At 72.6% G+C, this 22,978-nt stretch carries 21 protein-coding genes and 1 tRNA gene; 9 read left to right on the top strand and 13 right to left on the bottom strand.

Annotation, left to right across the window (positions count from 1 at the left end; genetic code table 11):
• Positions 1–26 precede the first annotated feature (26 nt).
• Genes JCO01S_RS09600 through JCO01S_RS09590 form a run of 3 tightly spaced genes read right to left on the bottom strand, consistent with a single transcriptional unit; the run spans position 27 to position 4,061 of the window.
• On the bottom strand, positions 27–1,376 hold the full coding sequence (locus tag JCO01S_RS09600) for a M16 family metallopeptidase (protein WP_245634391.1): 1,350 nt from the start codon (positions 1,374–1,376) through the stop codon (positions 27–29).
• Complete coding sequence (locus JCO01S_RS09595) at positions 1,373–2,668, bottom strand: M16 family metallopeptidase (RefSeq protein ID WP_068254466.1); 1,296 nt, start codon at positions 2,666–2,668, stop codon at positions 1,373–1,375. The genes JCO01S_RS09600 and JCO01S_RS09595 overlap by 4 nt, the downstream gene beginning before the upstream one ends.
• A gap of 10 nt (positions 2,669–2,678) precedes the next feature.
• Positions 2,679–4,061, bottom strand: a complete 1,383-nt coding sequence (locus tag JCO01S_RS09590; protein ID WP_068254463.1) for an NAD(P)/FAD-dependent oxidoreductase — start codon at positions 4,059–4,061, stop codon at positions 2,679–2,681.
• Between the two features lie 92 nt (positions 4,062–4,153).
• On the opposite strand from JCO01S_RS09590, the gene JCO01S_RS09585 reads away from it, so the two are divergent.
• From JCO01S_RS09585 to JCO01S_RS09575, 3 genes are all read left to right on the top strand, one after another.
• The gene (locus tag JCO01S_RS09585) at positions 4,154–5,371 is read left to right on the top strand and encodes a hypothetical protein (protein WP_068254459.1); all 1,218 of its coding nucleotides are present in this window, start codon (positions 4,154–4,156) and stop codon (positions 5,369–5,371) included.
• Between the two features lie 130 nt (positions 5,372–5,501).
• Entirely contained in the window at positions 5,502–6,119 is a 618-nt protein-coding gene (locus JCO01S_RS09580) for a DUF4956 domain-containing protein (protein ID WP_068254456.1), read from the top strand.
• Positions 6,116–6,901, top strand: a complete 786-nt coding sequence (locus JCO01S_RS09575; RefSeq protein WP_068254452.1) for a VTC domain-containing protein — start codon at positions 6,116–6,118, stop codon at positions 6,899–6,901. Before JCO01S_RS09580 ends, JCO01S_RS09575 begins: the two co-directional genes overlap by 4 nt.
• Positions 6,902–7,020: 119 nt before the next feature.
• Here JCO01S_RS09575 and JCO01S_RS09570 read toward each other — a convergent pair.
• Positions 7,021–7,097 (bottom strand) — tRNA-Met (locus JCO01S_RS09570).
• Between the two features lie 44 nt (positions 7,098–7,141).
• On the bottom strand, positions 7,142–10,087 hold the full coding sequence (locus JCO01S_RS09565) for a UPF0182 family membrane protein (protein WP_084342806.1): 2,946 nt from the start codon (positions 10,085–10,087) through the stop codon (positions 7,142–7,144).
• A gap of 41 nt (positions 10,088–10,128) precedes the next feature.
• On the opposite strand from JCO01S_RS09565, the gene JCO01S_RS09560 reads away from it, so the two are divergent.
• Positions 10,129–10,683 carry a PPA1309 family protein gene (locus JCO01S_RS09560; RefSeq protein WP_068254450.1) on the top strand — a complete coding sequence of 185 codons (555 nt, stop codon included), beginning with the start codon at positions 10,129–10,131 and terminating at the stop codon, positions 10,681–10,683.
• A 116-nt stretch (positions 10,684–10,799) separates the two neighbouring features.
• Here JCO01S_RS09560 and JCO01S_RS09555 read toward each other — a convergent pair whose 3' ends face one another.
• Complete coding sequence (locus JCO01S_RS09555; RefSeq protein WP_169796927.1) at positions 10,800–11,876, bottom strand: YlbL family protein; 1,077 nt, start codon at positions 11,874–11,876, stop codon at positions 10,800–10,802.
• 89 nt (positions 11,877–11,965) lie between these two features.
• On the opposite strand from JCO01S_RS09555, the gene JCO01S_RS09550 reads away from it, so the two are divergent.
• From JCO01S_RS09550 to JCO01S_RS09535, 4 genes are all read left to right on the top strand, one after another.
• Entirely contained in the window at positions 11,966–13,402 is a 1,437-nt protein-coding gene (locus JCO01S_RS09550; RefSeq protein WP_068254444.1) for a zinc-dependent metalloprotease, read from the top strand.
• On the top strand, positions 13,399–13,950 hold the full coding sequence (locus JCO01S_RS09545; RefSeq protein WP_068254441.1) for an NUDIX hydrolase: 552 nt from the start codon (positions 13,399–13,401) through the stop codon (positions 13,948–13,950). The genes JCO01S_RS09550 and JCO01S_RS09545 overlap by 4 nt, the downstream gene beginning before the upstream one ends.
• A gap of 68 nt (positions 13,951–14,018) precedes the next feature.
• A complete protein-coding gene (locus JCO01S_RS09540; RefSeq protein WP_157074551.1) occupies positions 14,019–14,939 on the top strand; it encodes a TOMM precursor leader peptide-binding protein in 921 nt (306 codons plus the stop codon).
• Positions 14,936–16,255, top strand: coding sequence for an ABC1 kinase family protein (locus JCO01S_RS09535; protein ID WP_068254537.1), 1,320 nt, complete (start codon positions 14,936–14,938; stop codon positions 16,253–16,255). Before JCO01S_RS09540 ends, JCO01S_RS09535 begins: the two co-directional genes overlap by 4 nt.
• A gap of 20 nt (positions 16,256–16,275) precedes the next feature.
• On the opposite strand, the gene JCO01S_RS09530 is transcribed toward JCO01S_RS09535, so the two are convergent.
• The 6 genes from JCO01S_RS09530 to nudC form a co-directional block, all read right to left on the bottom strand.
• Complete coding sequence (locus JCO01S_RS09530) at positions 16,276–16,869, bottom strand: HhH-GPD-type base excision DNA repair protein (RefSeq protein ID WP_068254435.1); 594 nt, start codon at positions 16,867–16,869, stop codon at positions 16,276–16,278.
• A 17-nt stretch (positions 16,870–16,886) separates the two neighbouring features.
• Positions 16,887–17,027, bottom strand: a complete 141-nt coding sequence (locus JCO01S_RS15710) for a hypothetical protein (RefSeq protein ID WP_157074550.1) — start codon at positions 17,025–17,027, stop codon at positions 16,887–16,889.
• Between the two features lie 26 nt (positions 17,028–17,053).
• Complete coding sequence (locus JCO01S_RS09525; protein ID WP_068254534.1) at positions 17,054–17,314, bottom strand: WhiB family transcriptional regulator; 261 nt, start codon at positions 17,312–17,314, stop codon at positions 17,054–17,056.
• A 136-nt stretch (positions 17,315–17,450) separates the two neighbouring features.
• Positions 17,451–17,618, bottom strand: coding sequence for a hypothetical protein (locus JCO01S_RS15705; RefSeq protein ID WP_157074549.1), 168 nt, complete (start codon positions 17,616–17,618; stop codon positions 17,451–17,453).
• Between the two features lie 138 nt (positions 17,619–17,756).
• Positions 17,757–19,913, bottom strand: coding sequence for an ATP-dependent helicase (locus JCO01S_RS09520; RefSeq protein ID WP_068254432.1), 2,157 nt, complete (start codon positions 19,911–19,913; stop codon positions 17,757–17,759).
• A 47-nt stretch (positions 19,914–19,960) separates the two neighbouring features.
• Positions 19,961–20,887 carry an NAD(+) diphosphatase gene (gene nudC / locus JCO01S_RS09515; RefSeq protein WP_068254531.1) on the bottom strand — a complete coding sequence of 309 codons (927 nt, stop codon included), beginning with the start codon at positions 20,885–20,887 and terminating at the stop codon, positions 19,961–19,963.
• Positions 20,888–20,963: 76 nt separating this feature from the next.
• On the opposite strand from nudC, the gene JCO01S_RS09510 reads away from it, so the two are divergent.
• The gene (locus JCO01S_RS09510; RefSeq protein ID WP_068254429.1) at positions 20,964–22,481 is read left to right on the top strand and encodes a phosphotransferase; all 1,518 of its coding nucleotides are present in this window, start codon (positions 20,964–20,966) and stop codon (positions 22,479–22,481) included.
• Here JCO01S_RS09510 and JCO01S_RS09505 read toward each other — a convergent pair.
• On the bottom strand, positions 22,462–22,978 hold a 517-nt coding region (locus JCO01S_RS09505), incomplete at its 5' end, for a PD-(D/E)XK nuclease family protein (protein WP_174521069.1). The two genes, JCO01S_RS09510 and JCO01S_RS09505, sit on opposite strands and share 20 nt — an antisense overlap.

Here is a 22,978-nt window from a genome sequence, read left to right as displayed (position 1 = left end):
CGCGCCTCGCGACTCGGGGGCCCGGCTCAGTTCGGAACGACGGTGACCGGGCCCAGGCCGAGCTGCTCGACCCCGTCCCGGTAGAGACCGGCATCCCCGACGACGACGATCGTCCACTCGGGGGTGACCTCGCGCCAGGCGGTGTCCAGGTCCGCCGGGGTCAGCCGCCGCGTCGCCGCGAGCGTGTCCCCGGTGAAGGTCAGCGGCAGCTCGTCGCCTGCGAGACTCACCGTCTCGTCGGCGATCGCGTCCGCGGTGTCGAAGCGACCCGGCGCGGTGAGCGTCGTGAAGTCGATTCCGGCCCGGGTCTCCTCCTCGCTGATGCCCTCCGGGACCCGATCGAGGATGTCGACGAGCAGGCGCAGCGAGTCCACGGTCGAGTCCGCCCGCACGGATCCCGCGACGACGAAGTTGCCGCCGACCTGCCGGGTGCGGAAGCCGGAGCGGATGCCGTAGGTGTAGCCCTTCTCCTCGCGCAGCACCTGGTCGATCCGCGCATTCGGCGCGCCGCCGATGATCCAGGCGAGCACGGGGAAGGCAGGCCAGTGCTCGTTGCGCCGGTCCGGCCCCGGGGCGCCGATGACGATCTCGGACTGCACCGACCCGGGGCGGTCGACGAGCACGACGCGGGCGGCGTCCTGCGCGCGGGGGGCCGGCTCGCGGGTGACCTCCTGGGCCCGTCCGTCGGTCGTCCAGGCGCCGATGGTGCGGGTCAGCAGCCCGTCGACGTCGACCCCGGTCAGGTCGCCGGCGACGACGACCGTGGCACCCTGCGGGTGCACGTGCTCCCGGTGGCAGGCCACGACGTCCTCGCGGGTGATCGCGGAGACGGTCTCGGGCGAGCCGGCGGCCGGACGGCTGGCCCGGCCCCGCGGGTCGTGGTAGGTCGCGGCGAACTCCAGGAAGGCCCGGCGACCCGCCGAGGCCCGCTCCTGCTCGATCTCCGCCAGCCGGGTGCGGGCCACCCGCGCCACCTCACCCGCCTCGAAGGAGGGCTCACGGACGCACTCGGTGAGCAGCTCCAGCGCCTCACCGAGGAAGCGCTGCGGGACGTCGAGGTCCACCCCGAGGGCCGCCTCGCTCATCCCGGCGTCGATGGCGATGCCGCGGCGCTCGAGCAGCTCGGAGAGCTCCCGCTGCCCGTGGCTGGCGGTCCCCTCGTCGAGCAGCCGGGCCATGATCCAGGCGACGCCCTCCCGGTCCCGCGGCTCCTGCCGCAGCGCGAAGGGCACCGAGAGCCGCACCGAGACGACGTACTGCCCGGGCACGTGGTGCACGAGCCCGGTGATGCCGTTGGGCAGCTGCAGCGATCGTGGCTCGGGTAGGGTCCACGCCCCAGGCGGGGCGACCTCGGGACGGGGCGGGACGGTGCTCACGCGACCTCCTCCTGGGTCTCGGCGCTGCGGTAGACGACGCTGGCCCGGCATTGCGGCCGCAGCCACGTGTCGGCGGCCGCGGCGACCTCCTCGGGCGTGATCCGCGCCAGGCGGTCCAGGAAGGTGTTGATGTACCCGGGGTCGTCGTGCAGCAGCGTGTAGTGGGCGATGACGTCCGCGCGCTCGTCCTGCGCGGCGAGCGCGGAGAGCCACCCCCGCTCGGCCTGCGCACGCACCGCCTCCATCTGCTCGGGCGTCGGGCCCTCGTCGGCGAACCGCGTCAGCTCCGCGCAGATCGCCCCCTCGAGGTCGTCGGTGTCCACGCCGTCGGCGACGTCGGCGACGACCAAGCCGAGCGAGACCCCGTCGATGAAGCCCATCGCGCCCACCTCGACGCTGTTGGCACTCTGCTCCTCACGGACGAACCGCTGCTCCAGCGGCGAGAAGCTCAGCCCCCCGAGGCAGTCCAGGGCCATCGACGCGGCGAGGAACTCCGCGGAGTCCCCCGTCGACTCCGCCGGCAGGCGGAAACCGAGGTGGATGCGGTCGTTGGGCACCTCCTCGACCAGCTCCCGGCGGGCCGGCTCCGCCAGCGGACGAAGGGGGTCCACCGGCCCCCTTCGTGGCTCGGCGTGGTGCTCCAGGTGGCCGAAGTAGCGCTCCGCGAGCTCGATCCCGCGTTCGGCGGTGACGTCCCCGACGATCGCCAGGACGGTGTTGTCGGGGGCGTAGTGGCGCCGGAAGAAGTCGTGCACGTCCTCGACGGAGGCGGCGTCGAGGTCGGCCATCGACCCGATCGTCGGGTGGTGGTACGGGTGCCCCTCGGGGAAGAGCGTCTCGTAGACGGTGGTCAGCGCCTGGCCGTAGGGCTGGTTGTCGTAGCGCTGGCGCTTCTCCTCCTTGACCACGTCGCGCTGGTTGTCCAGGTTCTCCTGGTTCACCGCCGCGAGCAGGTGGGCGTGCCGGTCGGCCTCGAGCCAGAGCGCCAGCTCGAGTGCGCCGGAGGGCACCGTCTCGAAGTAGGTCGTGCGGTCGAACCACGTCGTCGCGTTGAGCCGGCCACCGACGCCCATCAGGGCCTGGAAGTGCTCCCCGTTGGCGACGTGCTCGCTCCCCTGGAACATCAGGTGCTCGAAGAGGTGCGCGAAGCCGGTGCGGCCCGCCTCCTCGTGGCGCGAGCCGACACCGACCCACAGGTTGACGGTGACCGTCGGCGTCGTGTCGTCGGGCTGGACGATCACCCGCAGGCCGTTGGCCAGGGTGTGGTCCTCGTAGGCGAAGTCGAGCGGCATGCCCTCGAGCCTACGACGCGGCCTTCCCTTCGTCCTCGTCCCCGTCGCGTGCCGGGTCACTGAGGTTCGGGAAGGCCGACGGGCCGAGGTCCTCCATCGCCGTGCGGGCGAAGACCTGCTGGAAGGTCGAGACCCGCTCGTTGCGGTTGTCACCGACGAAGGTGATGACCCAGTTCAGCAGCGTGGAGACGCGGTTCTTGAAGCCGACCATCGCCATGAGGTGCACGGCCAGCCAGGCCACCCAGGCGAAGAACCCGGTGAAGTTGATCTTGCCGATGCTGGCCACGGCCGAGTACTTCGAGATCGTGGCCATGCTGCCCTTGTCCCGGTACTTGAAGGCACCCTGCGGCGTGGTGCCCGCGAGCCGGGCCTTGATCTGCCGGGCGGCGTAGCGACCGGACTGGATCGCCAGCTGGGCCACGCCGGGGTAGCCCTTGAGGTTGATCATGTCGCCCACGAAGAAGATCTCCGGGTGGCCGGAGACGGTCAGGTCATCCTCGACGTGCACCCGGCCGGCGCGGTCGACCTCGGTACCGGTCTGCTCCGCGACCATCCGTCCCAGCGGCGAGGCGGCCACACCGGCGGCCCAGACCTTGGTCATGGTCTCGATGCTCCGGTGGCTGCCGTCGCTGTCCTTGACGTCGATCTTGTACTGGTCGAGGTCGGTGACCATCGCGTTCAGCTGGACCTCGACACCCTGGTCCTGCAGGCTCTTGCGGGCCCGGTCGCTGAGCCGGTCACCGAAGCTCGGCAGCACCTTCGGGGCCGCGTCGAGCAGGATGACCCGGGCCTCGCTGGGGTCGATCTGGCGGAACTCGTCGGCGAGGGTGCGCTGGGCCAGCTCGGCGATCTGACCGGCCATCTCCACGCCGGTGGGGCCGGCGCCGACGACGACGAAGGTGAGCAGCCGGCGGCGCTGTTCCGGGTCGAGGGAGGTCTCGGCCAGCTCGAAGGAGCCGAAGATGCGACCGCGCAGCTCGAGGGCGTCGTCGATGCTCTTCATGCCGGGGGCGTAGCGCGCGAAGTGGTTGTTCCCGAAGTAGGACTGCCCCGCGCCGGCGGCGACGATCAGGCTGTCGTAGTGGGTGATCGTGTGCTGGTTCAGCGACTCCGAGCGCACCGTCTTCGCCTCGACGTCGACCTCCTGGACGTCCCCGAGGATCACCCGCACGTTCGACTGGTTGCCGAGGATGTCGCGGGTCGTCGGGGCGATGTCGCCCTCGGAGAGGATCCCCGTGGCCACCTGGTACAGCAGCGGCTGGAAGAGGTGGTGGCTCGTCTTGGAGATCAGGGTGATCTCCACGTCCTCGTCGGCGAGCTCCTTGGCGGCGAAGAGTCCGCCGAAGCCGGATCCGATGATGACGACCTGGTGCTTGTTCGAGTTGGCGCTCACGTCTTGCCATTCTGCCCCGCAGGACCGTTGAAGGGCTAATCAGGCCGACGTGATATCGGCGACCGGCGGTGAGCGGCCCCTAGCCTGTGGCCATGGGGAGATGGCTGACCGCGGACCTTGCCGACCTGACGGACCGAAGGGGGCTGCCCGCAGCCCTGATCCTCGTCGTCGTCCACCTGGCGGCACCGCTGCTGGCGCTCCTCCCGTGGGCCCTTGGCCTGCTGCCCGTCTTCGACGGCCTGCGCTGGATCCCGGTGACGCTGGAGACCCTCGTCGTGATCGCGCTGCTGCTGGGCGTCTTCGTGCGGTTCGGTGCCTGGGCGACGGCGCGGACCCAGGGCCTCAGCTTCGGTGAGGACTACACCGAGACCTTCTCCCCCGGGACGGGCTTCGCGCTCGGATGGCTGCGGTGGCTCATGCAGCTGGTCATGGCGGGCCTGATCATCTTCCCGCTGTTCATGGCCTGGTCGAACACCCGGGTGTGGCACATCACCGGGACCGAGGCGCTGGACGCACTGCCCGCGCAGGCCAGGGAGATCCCGGTGCCCGATGACTGGCAGCTCGAACGGACCACGGCCTCCGAGACCGGGATCCCCGAGTTCGTCACCTCCACCGAGTTCGGGGAGAGCGAGCCACGGGGCTACGTCGAGCAGCTCTTCACCGCCCCGAGGGAGTACACGGCGAAGGACCTGGAGCAGTGGCTGGAGGGCTCGACGTGGCAGGGCTTCCCCGAAGGCGATCCGTACGGCGAGCTGCGGATCGAGACCTGCGATGCGGAGCAGGCCCGGTGCACCGCACAGTTCACGCCGCCCTCGGGGGGCGAAGCCGAGCACTTCCTCACGGTCGTGGCCGATGAGCACGGGCCCGGCGAGACCCGGGTCCAGGTCCGGCTGACCTACCGGGCCTACTCACCCCCGGACTGGGGCGTCTCGCAGGAGACGATCGAGCAGGCACGCTCGATCCCCATCCCCTCCGACTGGTTCCGGATCGACGCCTACGGCAAGAACACGCGGGACGGGGAGGGCGTGACCCAGTGGTACCGCGTGCCTGACTCCTTCGACCGCAAGGACCTCGAGGCCTGGCTCGACGGGGATGCGTGGACCGACGCCGAGTCGGGCACCCCCTTCGGGAAGATCCGTGTGAAGGACTGCAGCGAGGCCGGGGTCGACAAGGACTACCTCTGCTCGGCCGTCGTGCCCGGCACCGAGAACACGCTCGAGAACTCCGACTACAGCGGACCCGTCGTCTCCCTGGGCGTGTCCCTGCAGGAGGACCACACGGTGCGGGTCAGCTTGACGCGCAACGGCTGAGGCCACGCCGGCACCGGTGTCCACGACCGGCGCGGGAGCACATGAGGACTCATTCATCCTCGTCTCATCGTCACATCACATTGGCGACGCACACTCGCTGGGAACACAGCACAGGAGAGGGAGAACAATCATGACTGTCGCACTGCCACTCGTGGTGGACCTGCTCGCCCTGGCCGTCGTGGTGTCGGCCTACTTCCGCCGCCACCAGCGCCGGGATCTGGTGCTCGCCTACGTCGCACTCAACGTCGGGGTTCTCGCCGTGACGATGATGCTCTCCTCCGGTTCGGTGGGCGCCGGCCTCGGCCTGGGCCTCTTCGGCGTGCTCTCGATCATCCGGCTGCGCTCGGACCAGATCACCCAGGAGGAGATCGCGTACTACTTCGTCGCGCTGGCACTCGGTCTGCTGGCCGGGCTGCACCCCGGGCCGGTCTGGGTCGCCCCTGCCCTGTCGGCACTCATCGTGATCGCGATGCTCGTCGTCGACCACCCGATGGTGCTCCCCCGGGCCCGCCGCCAGATGCTGACCATGGACCGCGCCGTGCCGGTCGAGTCCGAGCTGCAGGCACTGATCGAGGAGCGCCTCGAGGTCGACGTCAAGCACCTCATCGTCCAGGAGATCGACTTCGTCCGGGACATGACGGTCGTCGACGTCCGCTTCCGTACCCGCCCGGCGCCGCAGGTCGAGGCGGCGCCGGCCCCGGCGGCACACTCCGCGCTGGACGAGGCCGGACTGGTGGTGCAGCGATGAACCCGCTCACCGCGCGGCAGGCGGTGGACCGCGCCGTCGACGTGATGCCGCCCCTGGGCCTGGATGAGGTCCAGGCCGCCGCCGACCTGCAGACCCGCACCGACCGGAAGTACCTCGTGCCCGCCGCCGACTTCCTCGCCATGACGCGCGAGCTGGACGGTGCTCTCGCGGTGCTGGAGATCGACGGGCTGCGGCGCTTCGACTACGAGTCGGTGTACTTCGACACCCCGGAGCTGGAGGCGCACCACGCCCACGCCCATGACCGGCGGCGCCGGTGGAAGGTGCGCACCCGCACCTACCTCGACTCCGGTCTGTGCACGCTGGAGATCAAGAGCGAAGGGGGCCGGGGCGAGACGATCAAGGACCGCCACCCGTGGGCGCTCCAGGACCGGTACACCCTGGACACCGGCGCCCGGGAGCTCATCGACTCGACGCTGGGGAGCCCGTCCCCGGCCGAGAAGTTGGAGCTCTCCTTGGTCACGCGGTACGACCGCACGACCGTGGTCGACCTGCAGACCCGCAGCCGGATGACCTGCGACGTGGACCTGTCCTTCGACCGCCACGGAATCCGCCGCCACGGGCCCCGGGACCTCGTCCTCGTCGAGTCAAAGACCGTCGGCGCGGCCGGACAGGTGGATGCCGTCCTCTGGCGCCGCGGCCACCGACCACTCTCGCTGAGCAAGTACTGCGCCGGGCTCGCGCTGCTCGACCCCTCGCTCCCGGCCAACCGCTGGAACCGGACGCTGCGCCGTCACTTCGACTGGGAGCCCGCCGCCGCCTGAGCCACTCCCTGGTTCGAGGGGATGAGCTGCCGCACGACATGCGCCCCGGGCACCGGGGCCTGGCGACCAAAAAAGTCTGGGCCGCGACACCGAGTGAACGATGTCGCGGCCCAGGACGCTGGTAGCGGGGGCAGGATTTGAACCTGCGACCTCCGGGTTATGAGCCCGGCGAGCTACCGAACTGCTCCACCCCGCGGCGTTGTGGTGACAACTCTACGTGACCGCCGGGGACACACCAAATCAGTTGCCCCCGAGGTCGGCCGACCCACCACCGGGCTGCAGCCGCGCCGCCTCCTCGAGGTGCTCGCGCAGCTCCTTCTGTGCCTCGTCGTAGGCGGCGAAGTCGCCCTTCTTCAGTGCCTTCTGGCCCTCCGCGTAGGCCTCCTCCATGCCCTCGATCTCGGTGCGCAGGTCCTGCTGGCGCTGCGAGAGGCCCTCGGTGCTCCCTTCGTCCTCGGAGTCACCCTTGTCGCCGCCCGCGCCACCGCCGGAGTCCTCCGCGCTCACCCCGGCGTCGCCGCCGAAGAGCTGGTCGAGGGCGGCGTCGAGGTTCTGCGCCCAGGCGACCTTGCCACCGAAGGTGACGATGACGATCCGCAGCTGCGGGTAGGAGGTGCCCGAGGAGGAGGAGAGGTAGATCGGCTCGACGTGCAGGAAGCCCTCCCCCACCGGCAGCGCCATCTGGTTGCCGAAGTGCACCCGGGAACCGCCGCGGTTGGCGTTGTTCAGGTAGTCCTGCAGCGTCTGGCTGCTGTCACCGGAGGTGGCATTGGATGAGACGATGTCGTTCTGCACCTGGCCGACACCGGGCACGGTCGTGTCACGGGGCACCTGCAGCAGGCGCAGCTGGCCGTAGTCCGAGGCCGGTTTGCCCTCGACGGTGCCGGCATTGGAGTCGACCGCGAGGTAGCCCGCCATGACGTTACGGCTGCCGCGCGGGATGTAGGTCGAGGTCAGCGACCACTGCGGTTCCTTCTGGTCCGGCATCGCCAGGGAGAGGTAGTAGGGCGGCTGGGCCACGCCGTCGTCGCCGCGCGTGGGGTCGTCCGGCACCCGCCACCGGTCCTGGCCGGTGCGGAAGTCGCTGGCGGAGGTCACGTGGTAGTCCGCGAGGACCGCCCGCTGCATCCGGAACATGTCGTCCGGGTAGCGCAGGTGGGACATCAGCTCACCGTCGATGGCGTCCTTGGACTTCAGCAGCCCGGGGAAGGCCTTGTCCCAGGCGTTGACGATCGGGTCCGAGTCGTCCCACTTGTAGAGGGTCACGGTGCCGTCGTAGGCGTCGACGGTCGCCTTGACCGAGTTGCGCATGTAGTTGACCCGGTCCCCGACGAGGGAGCTGGCCTGCTGGGTCTGGACCGAGGAGACCTGCCCGGACTGCACACCGGACATCGAGAAGGCAGTGCTGTAGGGGTACTTGTCGGAGGTCGTGTAGCCGTCGACCACCCACTTGATCCGTCCGTCGACGATCGCCGGGTAGACGTCCTCGTCGATGTCCAGCCACGGCGCGACGCGCTGCACCCGCTCGGTCGGGGTCCGGTGCTCCAGGAGCCGCGAGGACTTGGCCACCGCGTCGGAGAGGATGAACTTCAGGTCGCGATGGGTCGTGGCATAGGCCAACTGGCGAAGGGGGGACCCCAGGGAGACACCCCCCTTGCCCTGGTACTTGTACCGGGACTCCTCGCCACCGGCGGGGGTGTCCACCTCACGCGCCGCGCCCTCGCCGCCGACGATCGAGAAGTGGTCCATCTCCTCGCCGAAGTAGATCCGCGGCTCGTAGTCGCCGAGCTTCTTCTGCGGGATCCACTGCGGGTTGCCGGCCCGCACCTGGGTGCCCCGGGCCATGACCAGCCCGTAGCCGTGGGTGTAGACAGTGTGGTCGTTGACCCAGTCGCGCCGGTCGTCCGGCACCTTGGACAGGTCGAGCTCACGCGCGCCGACGACGACGTCGGTCGTCTTGCCGTCCAACTTGTACCGGTCGACGTCCAGGGTGTTGGGGAAGGTGTAGTACGGCTGCTGCGCCTGCAGCTCCTGGAAGGTCGGCGAGACCACCGAGGGGTCGAGCAGCCGGATGCCCGGGATCGAGGAGGCGTCCTGGCGCAGCTGGCCGGAGGAGGCGTCCGAGACCGCGTCGTAGGTGGAGGTCTTCACCCCGCCCACGCCGTAGGCCGACCTCGTCGCGTCGATGTTGCGCTGCAGGTAGGGCTCTTCGAGGGAGTTGCGCGAGGGCGAGACCTTGTAGCTCTCCACGAGGGCGGGGTAGATCGAGCCGACGACGACGGAGAGGACGACGAGGGTCCCCACGGCGATCGTCGGCAGCCGCCAGGTGCGCAGCCGCACCGACACGAGCAGCAGCGCGGCGCAGAGCACGGCGGCGACCGCGAGGATGTACTTCGCCGGCACGATCGCGTGCACCCCGGTGTACCCGACACCGGTGAGGACCTCGCCCTCGCGGGTGGTGAGGGCGTGCGTGTCGAGGATGTACCCCCACGCGCGCAGCAGGAGCAGCACCGTGGCGATCACGGCCAGGTGCAGGAAGGCGGCCCGGGTCGAGCGCCCGCGCGAGGGCGGCACGATCCCGCCGTAGACGTAGTGCGCGAAGGCCGCGGCGAGCAGGGCCGCCACCAGCGAGACGGTGAGGAAGCCGACGAGGAAGTTCCACCACGGCATCGCGAAGAGGTAGTAGCTGACGTCCCGGCCGAACTCCGGGTCGGTCACTCCCGTGGGTTCGCCGTTGCGCCACAGCAGCCAGGTCTGCCACTGACCCGCCGCGGCGAGGCCACCGAGGATGCCGAGCACGCCCGGCACCGCCCACGCGGTGATCTTGCGGAAGGGCTCGACCGCCCTGCGGTACTGGGCCAGCGCCTGCTCCCCCGGGCTCATCGGCACCGTGAGCGGCCGGGCCCGGAAGGCGATGTAGAGGCTGACGCCGATCGGCAGCGCCGTCGCGAGGCCGCCGAGGACGAAGAGCAGGATCTGGGTCCGCATCCGGGACCACCACATGTCCGAGTACCCGAGCGCGGAGAACCACAGCGACTCGGTCCACAAACTCGCCGCGAGGCTGAGCAGCACGACCACCACCGCGAGGCCGGCCACCCACTTGGCCAGGCGTGGGGGCCGGTGGGCAGGGGGCGGTCCCTGGGGCGGTTCGCCCCCTTCGTCATGTGGCCGGCTCGCGCTCGTCATGGTGGGGACACCGTATCCGTCCCGCCTGCCCGTGGGGCAGCATGGTGCCCGTGTCCGACTCCACGCCTGATGCCACGACCACGACCGAACCGCTGACCGTCGCCGCGCTGGAGACCGAGCGCCACGTCGCCGGGAGCGGCTGGGACCAGAACCCGCGGGTCTTCGCGCTCGTGCACACCGCCGCGCTGCTCGAGGCCGAGCCCCAGCTCGCGGCCGACCTCGGGGCCGCCGACCAGGCCCCCGGAGCGCTCACCGCCATCGAGCAGGAGGACCTGCCGAAGACCGCCTCGCTCGAGGAGCTGCTCGGTCAGATGGCCTGGCCGGAGACCGTCGACGGCGCCGCCCTCGCGGTGGAGCGGATCGTGCTGCCGCCCGAGGCCGAGCAGGAGCTCCCCGAGGACCCCGACGCCGCCATGAGCGCTCTCGCCGAGCACCCGCGGCGGCAGGACGTGCGCCTGCTGGTCGCCGTGCACCGCGACGGGCGCTCGGTGTGCCTGCTGCGCCAGCGCGCCCACGACCGCGACGACCGCGTCGCCACCGGTGAGGACATCGCCCCCGGGCTCGTGCACGCGCTGCGGACGACGCTGGAGGACTGAGCCGGGCGTGCACGGTAGGTAGTGGAAACCGGGGTTACCCGCCAGTCAACGCCACCAGATGCACCAGGACGACCCCTTGTGCACACGTCTGGCGCGGACCGGTGGGTGCGCCCGACTCACGGAGCGTCGCAGGTGGGGAGGCCCTTCGCGTGGCCGTCGGCGATGGCATCCACGGCGTCGGTGGCGTCACCGAAGTCCGACACGGAGACGACCTTCAGGCCGTCGGGGACGTGGCCGGCCACCTCGTCGCAGTTGGACTCGGGGGCGAGGAACCACCTCGCACCCCCGTCATGGGCGCCGATCATCTTCTGCTGGATGCCACCGATCGGGCCGACCGAGCCGTCGTCGTCGATCGTCCCGGTCCCGGCGATCGACTTGCCGCCGGTCATCGGCCCCGGGGTGAGCGTGTCCCGGACACCGAGGGCGAACATCATGCCCGCGCTCGGGCCACCGACGTCACCGGCGTCGATCCTCACCTTGAAGGGGTAGTCGTACTTCGGCTGCAGCGCGATGCCGACACCGGCCCGGCCCTGGCCGATGTCGGTCGTCTTCAGCCGCACCTGACTCCGCTCGCCGTCACGGACGTACCCGATGCGCACCGGGTCACCCGGCTCCCGGTCGGCGACCGCCGTCGCGACCGACTCGGCGTCGTCGACGTCCTCGCCGTCCACGGAGACGATCTCGTCACCGGCCTCGAGCTCGCCGTCGGCCGGCTCGCCCTTCGCGACCTGGGCGGCGATGGTCACCGAGGGCACCGTCAGCCCGGTGCTGCGCATCCCCACCGCGACCGCGGTGTGCTGCGACCCCTGCATCATCGCCTCGTTGGCCTGCTCGACCTCCTTGCTCGTGCGGTCCCCGAAGACCTCGTCCTCGGGAAGCAACCGCACGTCGGGGTCGGCCTTCGCGAAGAGCCACTCCCAGGCCGAGATGTGCCTGTCCGGCCCGCCCCGGACACGCACGGTCGTGAAGGACAGCTCCCCCTTCGTCGGGTAGGTCTTGGCTCCCTTGACGGTGATGAGCGCCGGATCGCCCTTCCCGCCGATGGTGTTCGTGACCGGCCCGGGCTCCTCGATGACGTACCGCACCTTGATGAACGTCCCGGCGAGCGCGACGATGGTGAGGAGGATCGCGGCGATCAGGACCCGGCGGGCGATCACCTCGCCTCGGGGGCGCCTCGTACGTGGTTGCGTCACAAGTCCTCCTGCCCCAGCGGGAACCATCCGGAGCCGATCGTGGTTGTCTTCATCGGAAACATCTTCTCAGGAGAGGGAGAGCGGCCAGCGTGAGCAACGACCCCAACACCCCGGGTGCCGCCGACGACGACGGCCTGCCGGAGGAGCTCGCCCGGATCTTCCGGGACCTCAACGGCGGACGCGACCTGCCACCGCAGGTCGTCCAGCAGCTCAAGGCGATGGGCATCGCCGATGCCGACCCTGCCCAGGTCGCGAGCATGACCTCCCAGATCAAGGCCATGTTCACCCCCGGCGCCCAGACGAAGGGGGTCGACGTCGCCGCGGCCACCACCGCCGCCCGCGAGCGGCTCACCGAGGAGCTGACGGCCACCACCGGCGAGCGCGGCGCCGTCCTGGCCGAGCAGGCCGTGCAGGTCGCCTCGCTCTGGCTGGACCAGGTCACCGAGCTCGAGGCACCGGGCCTCACCGGCGAGGCGATGAGCCGGGCCGAGTGGATCGAGGCGACGATGCCGGTCTGGGCGAGCCTCGTCGACCCGGTGGTCGAGGGCCTCTCGGGCGCGATCCGGGACTCCTTCTCCTCCCGGATGCAGGGGCCGGATGCCCCGGACCTGCAGATGCTCGGGTTGCCGCCGGGGATGGACCTCTCGCAGTTGACGCAGGCGATGGCCCCCTTCGTCGACGCGATGGCCTCGCACCTGATGACGAGCCAGATCGCGGAGGCCGTGGGCGCCCTCGCCGAGGACACCCTCACCGCGACCGAGGCCGGCGTGCCGCTCCTCACCGGCCGGGTGGGCCTGCTGCCGGGCAACATCTCCGGCTTCGGGGAGGGCCTGGACGTCGAGCTGGACGAGGTGTGGCTGCACCTGGCCGCCCGCGAGGCCGCGCGGATGCGGCTCTTCACCGCGGTGCCGTGGCTCGGCCCGCAGATCCTCGCGGCCGTGCAGTCCTACGCCCGCGGGATCGCCATCGACACCGACGCCATCGACGAGGCGGTCCGTGACATCGACCCCTCCGACCCGCAGGCCCTGCAGGAGGCCCTCACCGGCGGCTTCCTGAACCCGTCGCCGACGCCGGCGCAGCAGCAGGCGCTGACCCAGCTGGAGACCTGGCTGGCGCTCATCGAGGGCTGGGTCGAGCACGTCGCCTCCCGCGCGACCGAGCGGCAGCTGCCCCACACCGCGGCGATGACCGAGACGATCCGTCGCCGCCGGGCCACCGGTGGGCCGGCGGAACGGACCTTCGCCGGGCTCGTCGGGCTGGAGCTGCGACCGCGCCGGCTGCGCGATGCCGCGAGCCTCTTCGCCGCCCTCGAGGAGAAGGCCGGGGTCTCCGGCCGCGACGGCGTGTGGGCCCACCCGGACGTCGCCCCGACCGGCGCCGACCTGGACGACGTCCTCGGTTTCGTCGAGCGCCGGGCCTCCGGCGGCGGCGACGAGAGCGACCTCGACGCCGCGTTGGAGTCGATCCTGCGGGAGGCCGACGAAGGGGGCTCCGCCGGCGGCGGGGAGGAGCCCCCCGCGACGTGACCTCCCGCGCCCACCTCGAGGTGGACCTGCGCGCCCTGCTGCAGGGGTGGTCCGCCCCGGATGCCGCGCAGGAGCGGCTGCGCACCGAGTATCTCGCGCACGCGGCCACCCACGAGGACGCGAGCGCCAGGACGGGCCCACCCGCGCACTTCACCGCCTCCTGCCTCGTGGTCGACGAGCCGCGGGAGCGGGTGCTGCTCACACTGCACCGCAAGGTCGGGCGGTGGCTGCAGTTCGGCGGGCACATCGAGGCCACCGACGCCTCCGTCGCCGACGCCGCGCTGCGGGAGGCGAGCGAGGAGTCGGGCCTGCCCGACGGCTCGCTCACCCTGCTGCCGGGCCCGGTCCAGCTCGACCGGCACGCCCTCGGGTCCGGCTTCACCCGGTGCACCGAGCACCTGGACCTGCGGTGGATCGCGGTGGCCGCCCCCTTCGCCGATCCGGTCGTCTCCGCGGAGTCGCTCGACGTCGCCTGGTGGCCGGTGACCGCGCTGCCGCCGGACACCGAGGACTCGATCAGGGAGCTCGTCGCCCTCGCCTGTGGATGACCGCCGGAGTGCTCGGCGAAGTTGCGCCATGGTGGTCCCACCACCCCGCAGTCACCGAGTGAGCGACCATGTCCCCTTCATCCCCACCCCCACGCGGGGCGCGGCTGCGTCCCCTTCGTCGGCCCGACGGGAGCGTGCAGCTCGGCACGGGCCCACGGTCGGTGCGGCTCCTCGGGCTCTCCGACGCGGAGGTGCGGTGGCTGGCCGCGCTGGACCCCGCTCGCGCGGCCACCGATGCCCTGGCGGCCGCCGCGCTCGAGGGGATCGAGCCGGCGCGGGCCGGCGAGGTGCTCGACCGGCTCATCGGCTGCGCGCTCCTCTCCCCCGACGCCGCTGACCGGTGCCCGCGGGTCTCGGTCGTCGGCTCCGGGGCCCTCCCGGCGCTGCTCACCGACGTCCTGCGCCAGGGCGAGCAGATCGAGGCCGCCCGGGTGCGTCCCGGCGGGGAGGGCGAGGCGACGGACCTCGCCGTCGTCGTCGGCCCGGCCCCGGCGGACTCGGCGACCGTCCAGCCCTGGCTCGGCGCGGGGACACCGGTCGTCCCGCTGTGGTGCCAGCCCGAGCACGCGAGCATCGGTCCGATCCTCACCCCGGCCGGGCGACCCTGCCTGCACTGCATCGAGCTCACCCGGGTCGACGTCGATCCCGACTGGCCCCACCTGCGCGCCCAGCTCAGCCGCCCCCGCGTGGCCGGGGCCGAACCCGTCGACGGGCTGCCCGCGGTGCGGCTCCTCGCGGCGGGCCTGACGACCGCGCTCGTGCTGGACCACTTCTCGGGTCGGGTCGAGGCACCGGGGTGGTCCCTCGAGGTCGCGACCCCGGGGCCGAGCCTCGAGCGGCACCGGTGGCCCGCGCACCCGCGCTGCCCGGTGTGCGGGCCGGCCGCACCGGCCGCGGCCGCGCCGGTCGGGCCGGCGCGGAGGCCACGACACCGCGGCCACCCCGGGTCCACGGCGGACTCAGGCTCGGGCGACACAATGGCGGTGTGACACAGATCCCCGGAGGCCCTGCCAGGCGTGCCGCCCGGCTCGCCTCGCTCCCGCTCGGGTACGCCGGGCGCAGCGCCCGCGGGCTCGGGCGGCGGCTCGGCGGCGCGTCCACCGAGTCGGTGGACGCCGACATCCAGCGGCAGACCGCCGAGCAGCTCTTCGAGGTGCTCGGCTCGCTCAAGGGTGGGGCGATGAAGGTCGGCCAGGCGCTCTCCGTCCTCGAGGCGGCGATGCCCGAGGACATGGTCGAGCCCTACCGGGAGATGCTCGTGCGCCTCCAGGAGGCCGCGCCGCCGATGTCGACGGCGGAGGTCCACGAGGTCCTCACCGGTGATCTCGGCCGGCGCTGGCGCGAGGAGCTGCCCGCGCTCGAGGACGAGCCGGTCGCGGCCGCCTCCATCGGTCAGGTCCACCGCGGGCGCACCGCCGACGGGAGACTCGTCGCGGTCAAGGTGCAGTACCCGGGGGCGGACCGCGCGCTGCGCAGCGACCTGCGCCAGATCGCCCGGCTGGCGCGGGTGGCCACGGCGTGGATGCCCGCGCTGGACATCAAGCCGGTCACCGAGGAGCTGCTCGCCGCGGCCGACGAGGAGCTGGACTACGGGCTCGAGGCGCAGAGCCAGCGCCGTTTCGCCGAGGCCTTCCGCGACGACCCCGACGTGGCCGTGCCCGACGTCGTGCTGCAGACACCGCACGTGCTCGTCGGCGAGTGGCTCGGTGGGGCGCCGCTCAGCCAGGTCATCCGGGAGGGCGAGCAGGACGTGCGCGACCGGGTGGGGCAGCTCTACCTGGACTTCGTGCTCTCGGGGCCGGGGCGGCTGGGGCTGATGCACGCCGACCCGCACCCGGGCAACTTCCGGCTGACTCGCGACGGGCGGCTCGGCGTGCTCGACTACGGCGCGGTGGCGCACCTGCCCGAGGGCATCCCCCCGGTCGTCGGACGGGTGGCCCGCACCGTGCTCGACGGCGACGGCGAGGCGGCCCTGGAGGGACTGGCGCAGGCGGGCTTCGTCCTGCCCGGCATCGAGGTCGAGCCGGCGGACGTGATCGCGTATCTCGCCCCCTTCGCCGAGCCGCTGCGCGCCCCGACCCACCACTTCAGCCGGGAGTGGATGCGGGAGGCGACGCAGGGCTTCACCGACGTGCGGACCCCGGAGTTCGCCACCGGGATGCGGATGAACATGCCGCGCGAGTACGCCCTCGTCCACCGCGTCATCCTCGGCACGACCGGGGTCCTCTGCCAGCTCGGTGCCACGGTCGCGCCCCGGGCATCGATGGAGCGTCACCTGCCCGGCTTCGCCGAGCCCCGCTCATAGTCCGCGAAGGGGGCGCCCGTTCACGTGCCCTTCGCGGCCTTCTCGGCCTTCGCCCTGGCCTTGGCGGCCTTCTTGTACTCGCGGACCTCGAGCAGCGAGGTCTCGTCGACGACGTCGGCGACCGAGCGGTGGGACCCCTCCTCGGCGTAGGGTCCGATGGCCTCGCGCCAGCCGTCGGGGCGCACGCCGAGCTGCTTGCCGAGCAGGGCGGCGAAGATGCGTGCCTTCTGGTCACCGAAGCCGGGCAGCGCCTTCAGGCGGGCCAGCAGCTGGGTGGTGTCGGCGGCGGTGGTCCAGATCCGCTCGGCCCGACCGTCGTACTCGTCGCGCACGATGGTCGCCAGGGACTGGATGCGGCCGGCCATCGACCGGCCGTACCGGTGCACGGCCGGCGGGGTCGCGCAGAGGTCGGCGAACTCCTCGGGGTCGGCGGCCGCGATGGCCGCCGGGTCGAGACCGCCGAAGCGCTCCTTGATCTTCGCGGGGCCGGCGAAGGCCCGCTCCATGGGGAACTGCTGGTCGAGCAGCATCCCGGTCAGGAGCGCGAAGGGGTCGGTGGCGAGGAGCGCGTCGGCGGTCTCGTCCTGGGCGATCTGCAGCTGCGGGGAGGCCATGGCCCCCAGCCTGCCACTCATCGCACGAACAGGTGTGCGCTGTGGGGCACGTGGCGCTCGCGCTGCGCGAGGGCCTCCGCCAGGTGCTCGTCCACCTCGGGCGAGTACTCCAGCGGACGGACGGCCCGTCGCAGGACGGAGCGGTCGAAGAACTTCATGTCGGTCACCTCCTTCTCGTCTCGGCTCAGGCGGACAGCGGGTACTTGCGGGGGCGGCCGCGGGGCCGCTTGCGGGGACGGACCACTCCCTGCTCGAAGAGCTCGCCGCCCCAGACACCCCACGGCTCACGGCGCTCGAGGGCGCCTTCGAGGCAGGCGGTCCTGAAGGGGCAGTCCAGGCAGAGCGCCTTGGCGTACTCGACGCCGGACGGGGTCTGGGAGAACCAGATCTCCGGCTCCTCGCGCTGGCAGGGCGTCACTGCCCGTATGGGTGGGTGGCTGGTCATCGTCGTCACGTCGGGGTCTCCTGTGGTGATCTCGAGAAAATGTGTGGTGTCGGGACGGGGTGGGACACGACAAAGGCCGCGGTTCCCGTGTTCGGGAAGCCGCGGCCTGACAAGAAGTGAGGACCAGTGGTCTCGTCTAGAGAGGAGGTCCTGCGGGGCGCGGGTCCACGAACGTGGCAGACGTCGGGTCGATGACCGCAAACCGGTCACGAGCGACGAAGCTGCCGACGGCATCGCCGACGACAGCGGCGAAGGGCACGAGGGCAGGGGTAGTCGCGGTGGCGATCATCGTGATGTTCTTCATCGGTCCTGCCCTCCTCTCGTTCGCGCTCTGCTCGGATCACGCAACTGCGCTCCGACGGACAAGAAACAACCTAGACCACGTCGGGGAGGGCGCGCCACCGAATTAATGTCCGAGTTTGGTCAACGTCGCCGAACGGCCTCAGGCCTCGGGGTCACCGCTCGCCGAACGCACGACCTCGTCGGGGTCCGCGCCGGCGACGACCGCGAGCACCTGGTCGGCGTAGAGGGAGAGCTTGCGGGGGCCGACGCCGCTTATAGCGGAGAGCTCGCGCTGACCGCCGGGCTCGGCCTCGGCGATGGCCTCGAGGGTGGCATCGGTGAAGACGACGAAGGCGGGCACGGAGGCCGCCCTCGAGACCGCCAGACGCCAGGCGCGCAGCCGCTCGAAGGTCGCCTCGTCATAGCCGGGCGGGCAGTTCGCGCAGCGCCCGGAGGCCCGCTCCGCGGCGGTGACGAGCTCGCTGCCGCAGCCCTTGCAGGACCGGGGGCGGGCGCCCTTGAGCCGGCCGCGGGAGCGGGAGCGGGAGCCCTTGGGCTGTGAGCGCGCGCCCTCACCGAGGATGCCGCTGGTCTGGTCGAGGAAGCGGCTGACCCGGCGGCTGGCGCGCGCGCCCGGGGTGCGGGCCCGCGACCAGGACAGGTGCAGCACGTCGCGGGCACGGGTGACGCCGACGTACATGAGGCGCCGCTCCTCCTCGATCTCCTCGGCGCCCTCGGCCATGACGATCGGCAGCAGCCCGTCGGAGCAGCCCGCGAGGAAGACGACGTCCCACTCCAGCCCCTTGGCGGCGTGCAACGAGGCGAGCGTGACGCCCTCGACGTCCGGCGCGTGCTGGGCGGCGGCCCGCTCGTCCAGCTCCCCCACCAGCTCCGGCAACCGGGCCTGCGGGTGGTTGGCGGCGAGCCGGCCGGCGAGGTCGACGAGCGCCTTGAGGGACTCCCAGCGGGCCCGCACGGCGCCGCTGCCGGCGGGCGCCTCCGGCTGCCAGCCCATGCCGCCGAGGACGTCCTCGACGAGGGCGGGCAGCGGCTTGCTCCCGTCGTCGGTGCGGGCGGCGCCGCGCAGCAGCAGCACCGCCTCGCGCACCTCCTTGCGGGAGAAGAAGCGCTCGCCGCCGCGCACGAGGTAGGGGATGCCGGCGTCGGTGAGCGCGGACTCGAAGCCCTCCGACTGCCCGTTGGTCCGGAAGAGCACCGCGATTTCGCGCAGCGGCCTCCCCTGCTCGACGAGCTCACCGATCCGCTCGGCGACCCACGCCGCCTCGGCGGGGTCGTCGTCGAGGGCGGTGAGCCGCGGTCGGGAAGCCGAGCTGTCCCCTTCGCGCTGGGCCACGAGCTCCACGGACCCGTGCCGGCGCCCGCCGGAGGGGTCGGTGAGCAGCCGGTTGGCCAGCCCGAGCACCGCCGGGGTGGAGCGGTAGTTGCGCACGAGGCGCACGGTCTCGGCCCCGGGATGGGTCCGGCCGAAACGCAGCAGGTGCTCCGGGGTGGCCCCCGTGAAGGAGTAGATGGTCTGGGCGGGGTCGCCGACGACGCAGATGTCGCCCCGGCCCCCGAGCCACAGGTCCAGCAGCCGCTGCTGCAGCGCGTTGACGTCCTGGTACTCGTCGACGACGAAGTGGCGGTACTGGGAGCGCACGGTCGCCGCGATGTCCTCCCGCTCCTCGAGGATGCCGACGGTCAGCAGCAGCACGTCCTCGAAGTCGATGACGCCGCGCTCCCCCTTGACGTCCTCGTAGGTCGAGATCAGCCGCGCCATCGCGGTCGGGTCCATGCCCGGCGGCTCCCGGCGCGCCGCCCGCGCGGCCTCCGGGTAGGTCTCCGGGGTGAGCAGCGAGACCTTGGACCACTCGATCTCGGCGGCCACGTCCCGCAGCTCGCTGCGGTCCAGGCGCATCCCCACCCGGGCCGCGGCCTCACCGACCGCCGGGGCCTTGTGGCCGAGGATCTCCGGCGCCGCGCCGCCGATCGCCTGCGGCCAGAAGTAGTGCAGCTGACGCAGCGCCGCGGAGTGGAAGGTGCGCGCCTGCACGCCGGCGACGCCGAGATCACGCAGCCGGGTGCGCATCTCCCCGGCCGCCCGGGCGGTGAAGGTCACGGCGAGCACCCGCGGCGGCACGTAGGCACCGGAGTGCACCCCGTAGGCGATCCGGTGGGTGATCGCGCGCGTCTTGCCCGTGCCCGCACCGGCGAGCACGCACATGGGGCCGCTCGGGTTCGCGGCGACCTCGCGCTGCTCGGGATCGAGCGCGGCGAGGATCTGGTCCGCGGACTGCGGGAGGGCCGGGGTGCTCACCCGTGCACTGTCTCACCCGCGACCGACACCGACGAGGCCCGGGCCGGTCACCCCAGCCGGTCCAGTCGGCGCCCGAGCCAGCGCTCGATGAGGCGGGCTGCGATGGACATCCGCCCGGCCGTGAGGACCCGCCCGGCGGCGACGTCCGAGAGGAACTCCTCCCGCGTGAACCACCTGGCCTCGGCGATCTCCTCCGGCTGCGGGGTGATCTCACTCGTCGTGGCCCGTGCGGCGCAGCCGATCATCAGCGAGGCCGGGAAGGGCCAGGGCTGGTCGGCGACGAACTCCACGTCCGCGACCTGCACCCCGGTCTCCTCGGCGACCTCCCGCGCGACGGCGCCGGCGAAGGTCTCCCCCGGCTCGACGAATCCCGCGAGGACGGAGAAGCGTCCCTCCGGCCAGTTGACGTTGCGGGCCAGCAGCAGCCGGTCCTGCGCGTCGGTGACCGCCATGATGACGGCAGGGTCGGTGCGCGGGTAGTGCTCGGACCCGTCGTGGGGGCAGCGGCGCACCCAGCCGGCGGCGGCCACCTCGGTCGGGTTGCCGCAGCGGGGGCACCGCGGGTGCCGGTGGTGCCAGTTCGCCAGGCCGAGGGCGGTGGTGAAGAGCGCCACGTCCAGCTCCGAGAGCCCGCTCGCCGCGCGACGCAGCGAGGCGAAGGGGGCCTCCTCCAGCTGTTCCTCGCGGCTGGCCTCCGTGCCCTCCTCCTCCGGGCAGGGCCGGCACACCGCGACGTACTCGGTGCCGTCGTGGCTCCCGAGGTGCAGCGTCAGCTGCTCCAGGTCGCCGGGCCGCGGCGCCCGCAGGGCGAGGGCCTCCCCCTTCGTCCGGGCACGGTCCCCGGAGAGCTCGAGCACCCGGGTGTCGGGGTCACCGAGGAGCTCGGACAGACGGCCCGGCCGGTCCCGGGCAGGTCCCTCCCGATCCAGCGAGAAGGTCGCCATAGGCAGGTCGCGCATCGGGTCGTGGTCCACCCTCCCCACGGTACGGATGCCCGGCACCGGGCGTCGCTGCGGCCATCTGGCGCCGGTTCCTCGTACGGTGGGGGCCGTGACCTCCCGTGGACCACTCGCCCTCGCCGCGCTGGCCAGCGCCGCCGTGTCCGGCCTCGACCCCTCCTCCGTCGAGGGAGTCGTGCCGCAGGGGGCACTCGACCCCTACGAGGTGGCCTTCGTCCAGGACCACGACCACCATCGGTGGGTGATCCGCTCCCCTCGCACGGCCGCGGCGTCGGCGCAGCTGGAGCAGTCCGCGGCGCTGCTCTCGCTGCTCGCCCGTCGCCTGACGATGCCGGTGCCGGCGGTCAAGGGCTGGGTGGCGTTGCCCGAAGGGGGCCGGGCCGCCGTGCATCCCTACCTCACCGGGCGGATGGTCCTCCTCGAGGACGTCGCTGCCGGTTCCCGCCTCGCGGTCGGCATCGGCCGGACCCTGGCGCAGCTGCACAACCTCGAGCCGGGCGTCTACGAGGAGTCCGGTGTGCCCGTCTACGACACCGAGACCCACCGCACCCGCCGGCTGGCCGATCTGGACCGGGCTGCGGGCACCGGGAGGGTCCCCGCCCGGCTCCTCGACCGCTGGGAGTCCGATCTGCAGGACCGGCAGCTGTGGTCCTTCACCCCGACCCCGACCCACGGCGCGGTCGGCGAGCACAGCATCCTGGCCACCCCCGACGACGGGGAGGAGCCGGACGTCAAGGCGCTGCTCGGCTGGGAGGAGGCCCGGGTGGCCGACCCGGCGGACGACTTCGCGGAGCTGGTCGGCGCGCTCTCGCCGGAGGCCCTCGACACCGTCCTGGAGTCCTACGCGCACGCGCGGATCGAGCGGCCGGACGCCGGGCTGCTGACGCGGGCCCGGCTGGTCCACCAGATGCAGCTGGCCCGCACGCTCGTGGCGGTCATCGCCGCCGGTGACGAGACCGGCGCCGAGCGCCAGGCCTCCCGGCTGCGCGAGCTCGACGAGGAGCTGGCCCCGCAGGAGCAGCCGGCGGACGGGGACGAGGCCACCGGCTCCCCGGGGACCGCCGGGACGGCGGCAGCCGGGGCGACCGCGGCCGGCGCGGAGGCGAAGGGGGCCGCCTCCTCTCCCGAGGAGTCGCCGGAGCAGCCGCGGGACGGCACGGCCGCCGAGGACACGGGGGCCGAGGACGACGACCCGAGCGTCGAGGACCCGGCCGCGCAGGACCCGGCCGACGACCACTCGAGCGCCGAGGACCCGGCCGCGGAGGACACCGGCGCCGAGGACGGGGAGGACGACTCGGACGCCGTCGAGGTCGAGGGCATGCACCTGCCCACCCCGGTGGCCGTGACGGAGCCGGCCGAGGAGCCGGAACACCCCGAGGAGCCCGAGACGCCCGCCGCGGACGAGACGCCGGCAGCTGCCGAGGACTCCGGGACCCCGGGCGCGACGGGACGGATCACCCCGGCCGCGCCGGACCAGTCGGAGCCCGACGAACCGGAGCCCGACGAGCCGGAGTCCGGGCAGCCGGCGCGCGGGAATGACCACGACACCCAGGAGATCACCCCGCTCGTCGAGGACGACACGGACGACGTCATCGACCCGTCCCGCTGAGCCCCCGTTCCACGACGTCGAGCAACGCCTCCTCCTCGAGCATCCGCGGCCGGACCGTCTCTCCGGTCGAGGCGTGGAAGAACGCTCCCCGGACCAGCTCCGGGTCGATGCCGCGCCAGCGGGCGTAGGCGATCCGGTAGGCCGAGAGCTGCACCGCCCGCACCGCGGCCTCGTCCGGGTCGCGCGGCGGCGGCCCGGTCTTCCAGTCCACGACGGTGACTCCGCCGTCCTCGTCGGCGAAGACCGCGTCGACCCGGCCACGGACCGCGTGTCCGCCGACCACCGTCTCCAGGGACAGCTCGACGTCCAACGGCACCCGCTCCGCCCAGTCGCTGGCGAGGAAGCGCTGCTGCATCAGAGCCAGGTCGACGTCCCCGAGCTCCTCGTCGGCACTGCCGGGCAGCTCGAGCAGGTCGACCAGCCCCGCCCGCGCGTAGTGCTCCTCGACCCACGCGTGGAAGGCGGTGCCCCGCCGGCCGGCGACCTGCGGCGGCCCC

This window comes from Janibacter corallicola NBRC 107790, from assembly GCF_001570965.1.
In the GTDB taxonomy this organism is placed as follows: Bacteria; Actinomycetota; Actinomycetes; order Actinomycetales; family Dermatophilaceae; genus Janibacter; species Janibacter corallicola.
This window is presented reverse-complemented; position numbering and strand designations above follow the sequence as displayed.

Bases quoted from the DNA above. Each gene is read 5' to 3' on its own strand.
- JCO01S_RS09595 (WP_068254466.1), bottom strand. From the start codon at position 2,668: ATGCCGCTCGACTTCGCCTACGAGGACCACACCCTGGCCAACGGCCTG.
- JCO01S_RS09585 (WP_068254459.1), top strand. From the start codon at position 4,154: ATGGGGAGATGGCTGACCGCGGACCTTGCCGACCTGACGGACCGAAGG.
- JCO01S_RS09580 (WP_068254456.1), top strand. From the start codon at position 5,502: ATGACTGTCGCACTGCCACTCGTGGTGGACCTGCTCGCCCTGGCCGTC.
- JCO01S_RS09575 (WP_068254452.1), top strand. From the start codon at position 6,116: ATGAACCCGCTCACCGCGCGGCAGGCGGTGGACCGCGCCGTCGACGTG.
- JCO01S_RS09565 (WP_084342806.1), bottom strand. From the start codon at position 10,087: ATGACGAGCGCGAGCCGGCCACATGACGAAGGGGGCGAACCGCCCCAG.
- JCO01S_RS09560 (WP_068254450.1), top strand. From the start codon at position 10,129: ATGGTGCCCGTGTCCGACTCCACGCCTGATGCCACGACCACGACCGAA.
- JCO01S_RS09540 (WP_157074551.1), top strand. From the start codon at position 14,019: ATGTCCCCTTCATCCCCACCCCCACGCGGGGCGCGGCTGCGTCCCCTT.
- JCO01S_RS09530 (WP_068254435.1), bottom strand. From the start codon at position 16,869: ATGGCCTCCCCGCAGCTGCAGATCGCCCAGGACGAGACCGCCGACGCG.
- JCO01S_RS15710 (WP_157074550.1), bottom strand. From the start codon at position 17,027: ATGAAGTTCTTCGACCGCTCCGTCCTGCGACGGGCCGTCCGTCCGCTG.
- JCO01S_RS09525 (WP_068254534.1), bottom strand. From the start codon at position 17,314: ATGACCAGCCACCCACCCATACGGGCAGTGACGCCCTGCCAGCGCGAG.
- JCO01S_RS15705 (WP_157074549.1), bottom strand. From the start codon at position 17,618: ATGAAGAACATCACGATGATCGCCACCGCGACTACCCCTGCCCTCGTG.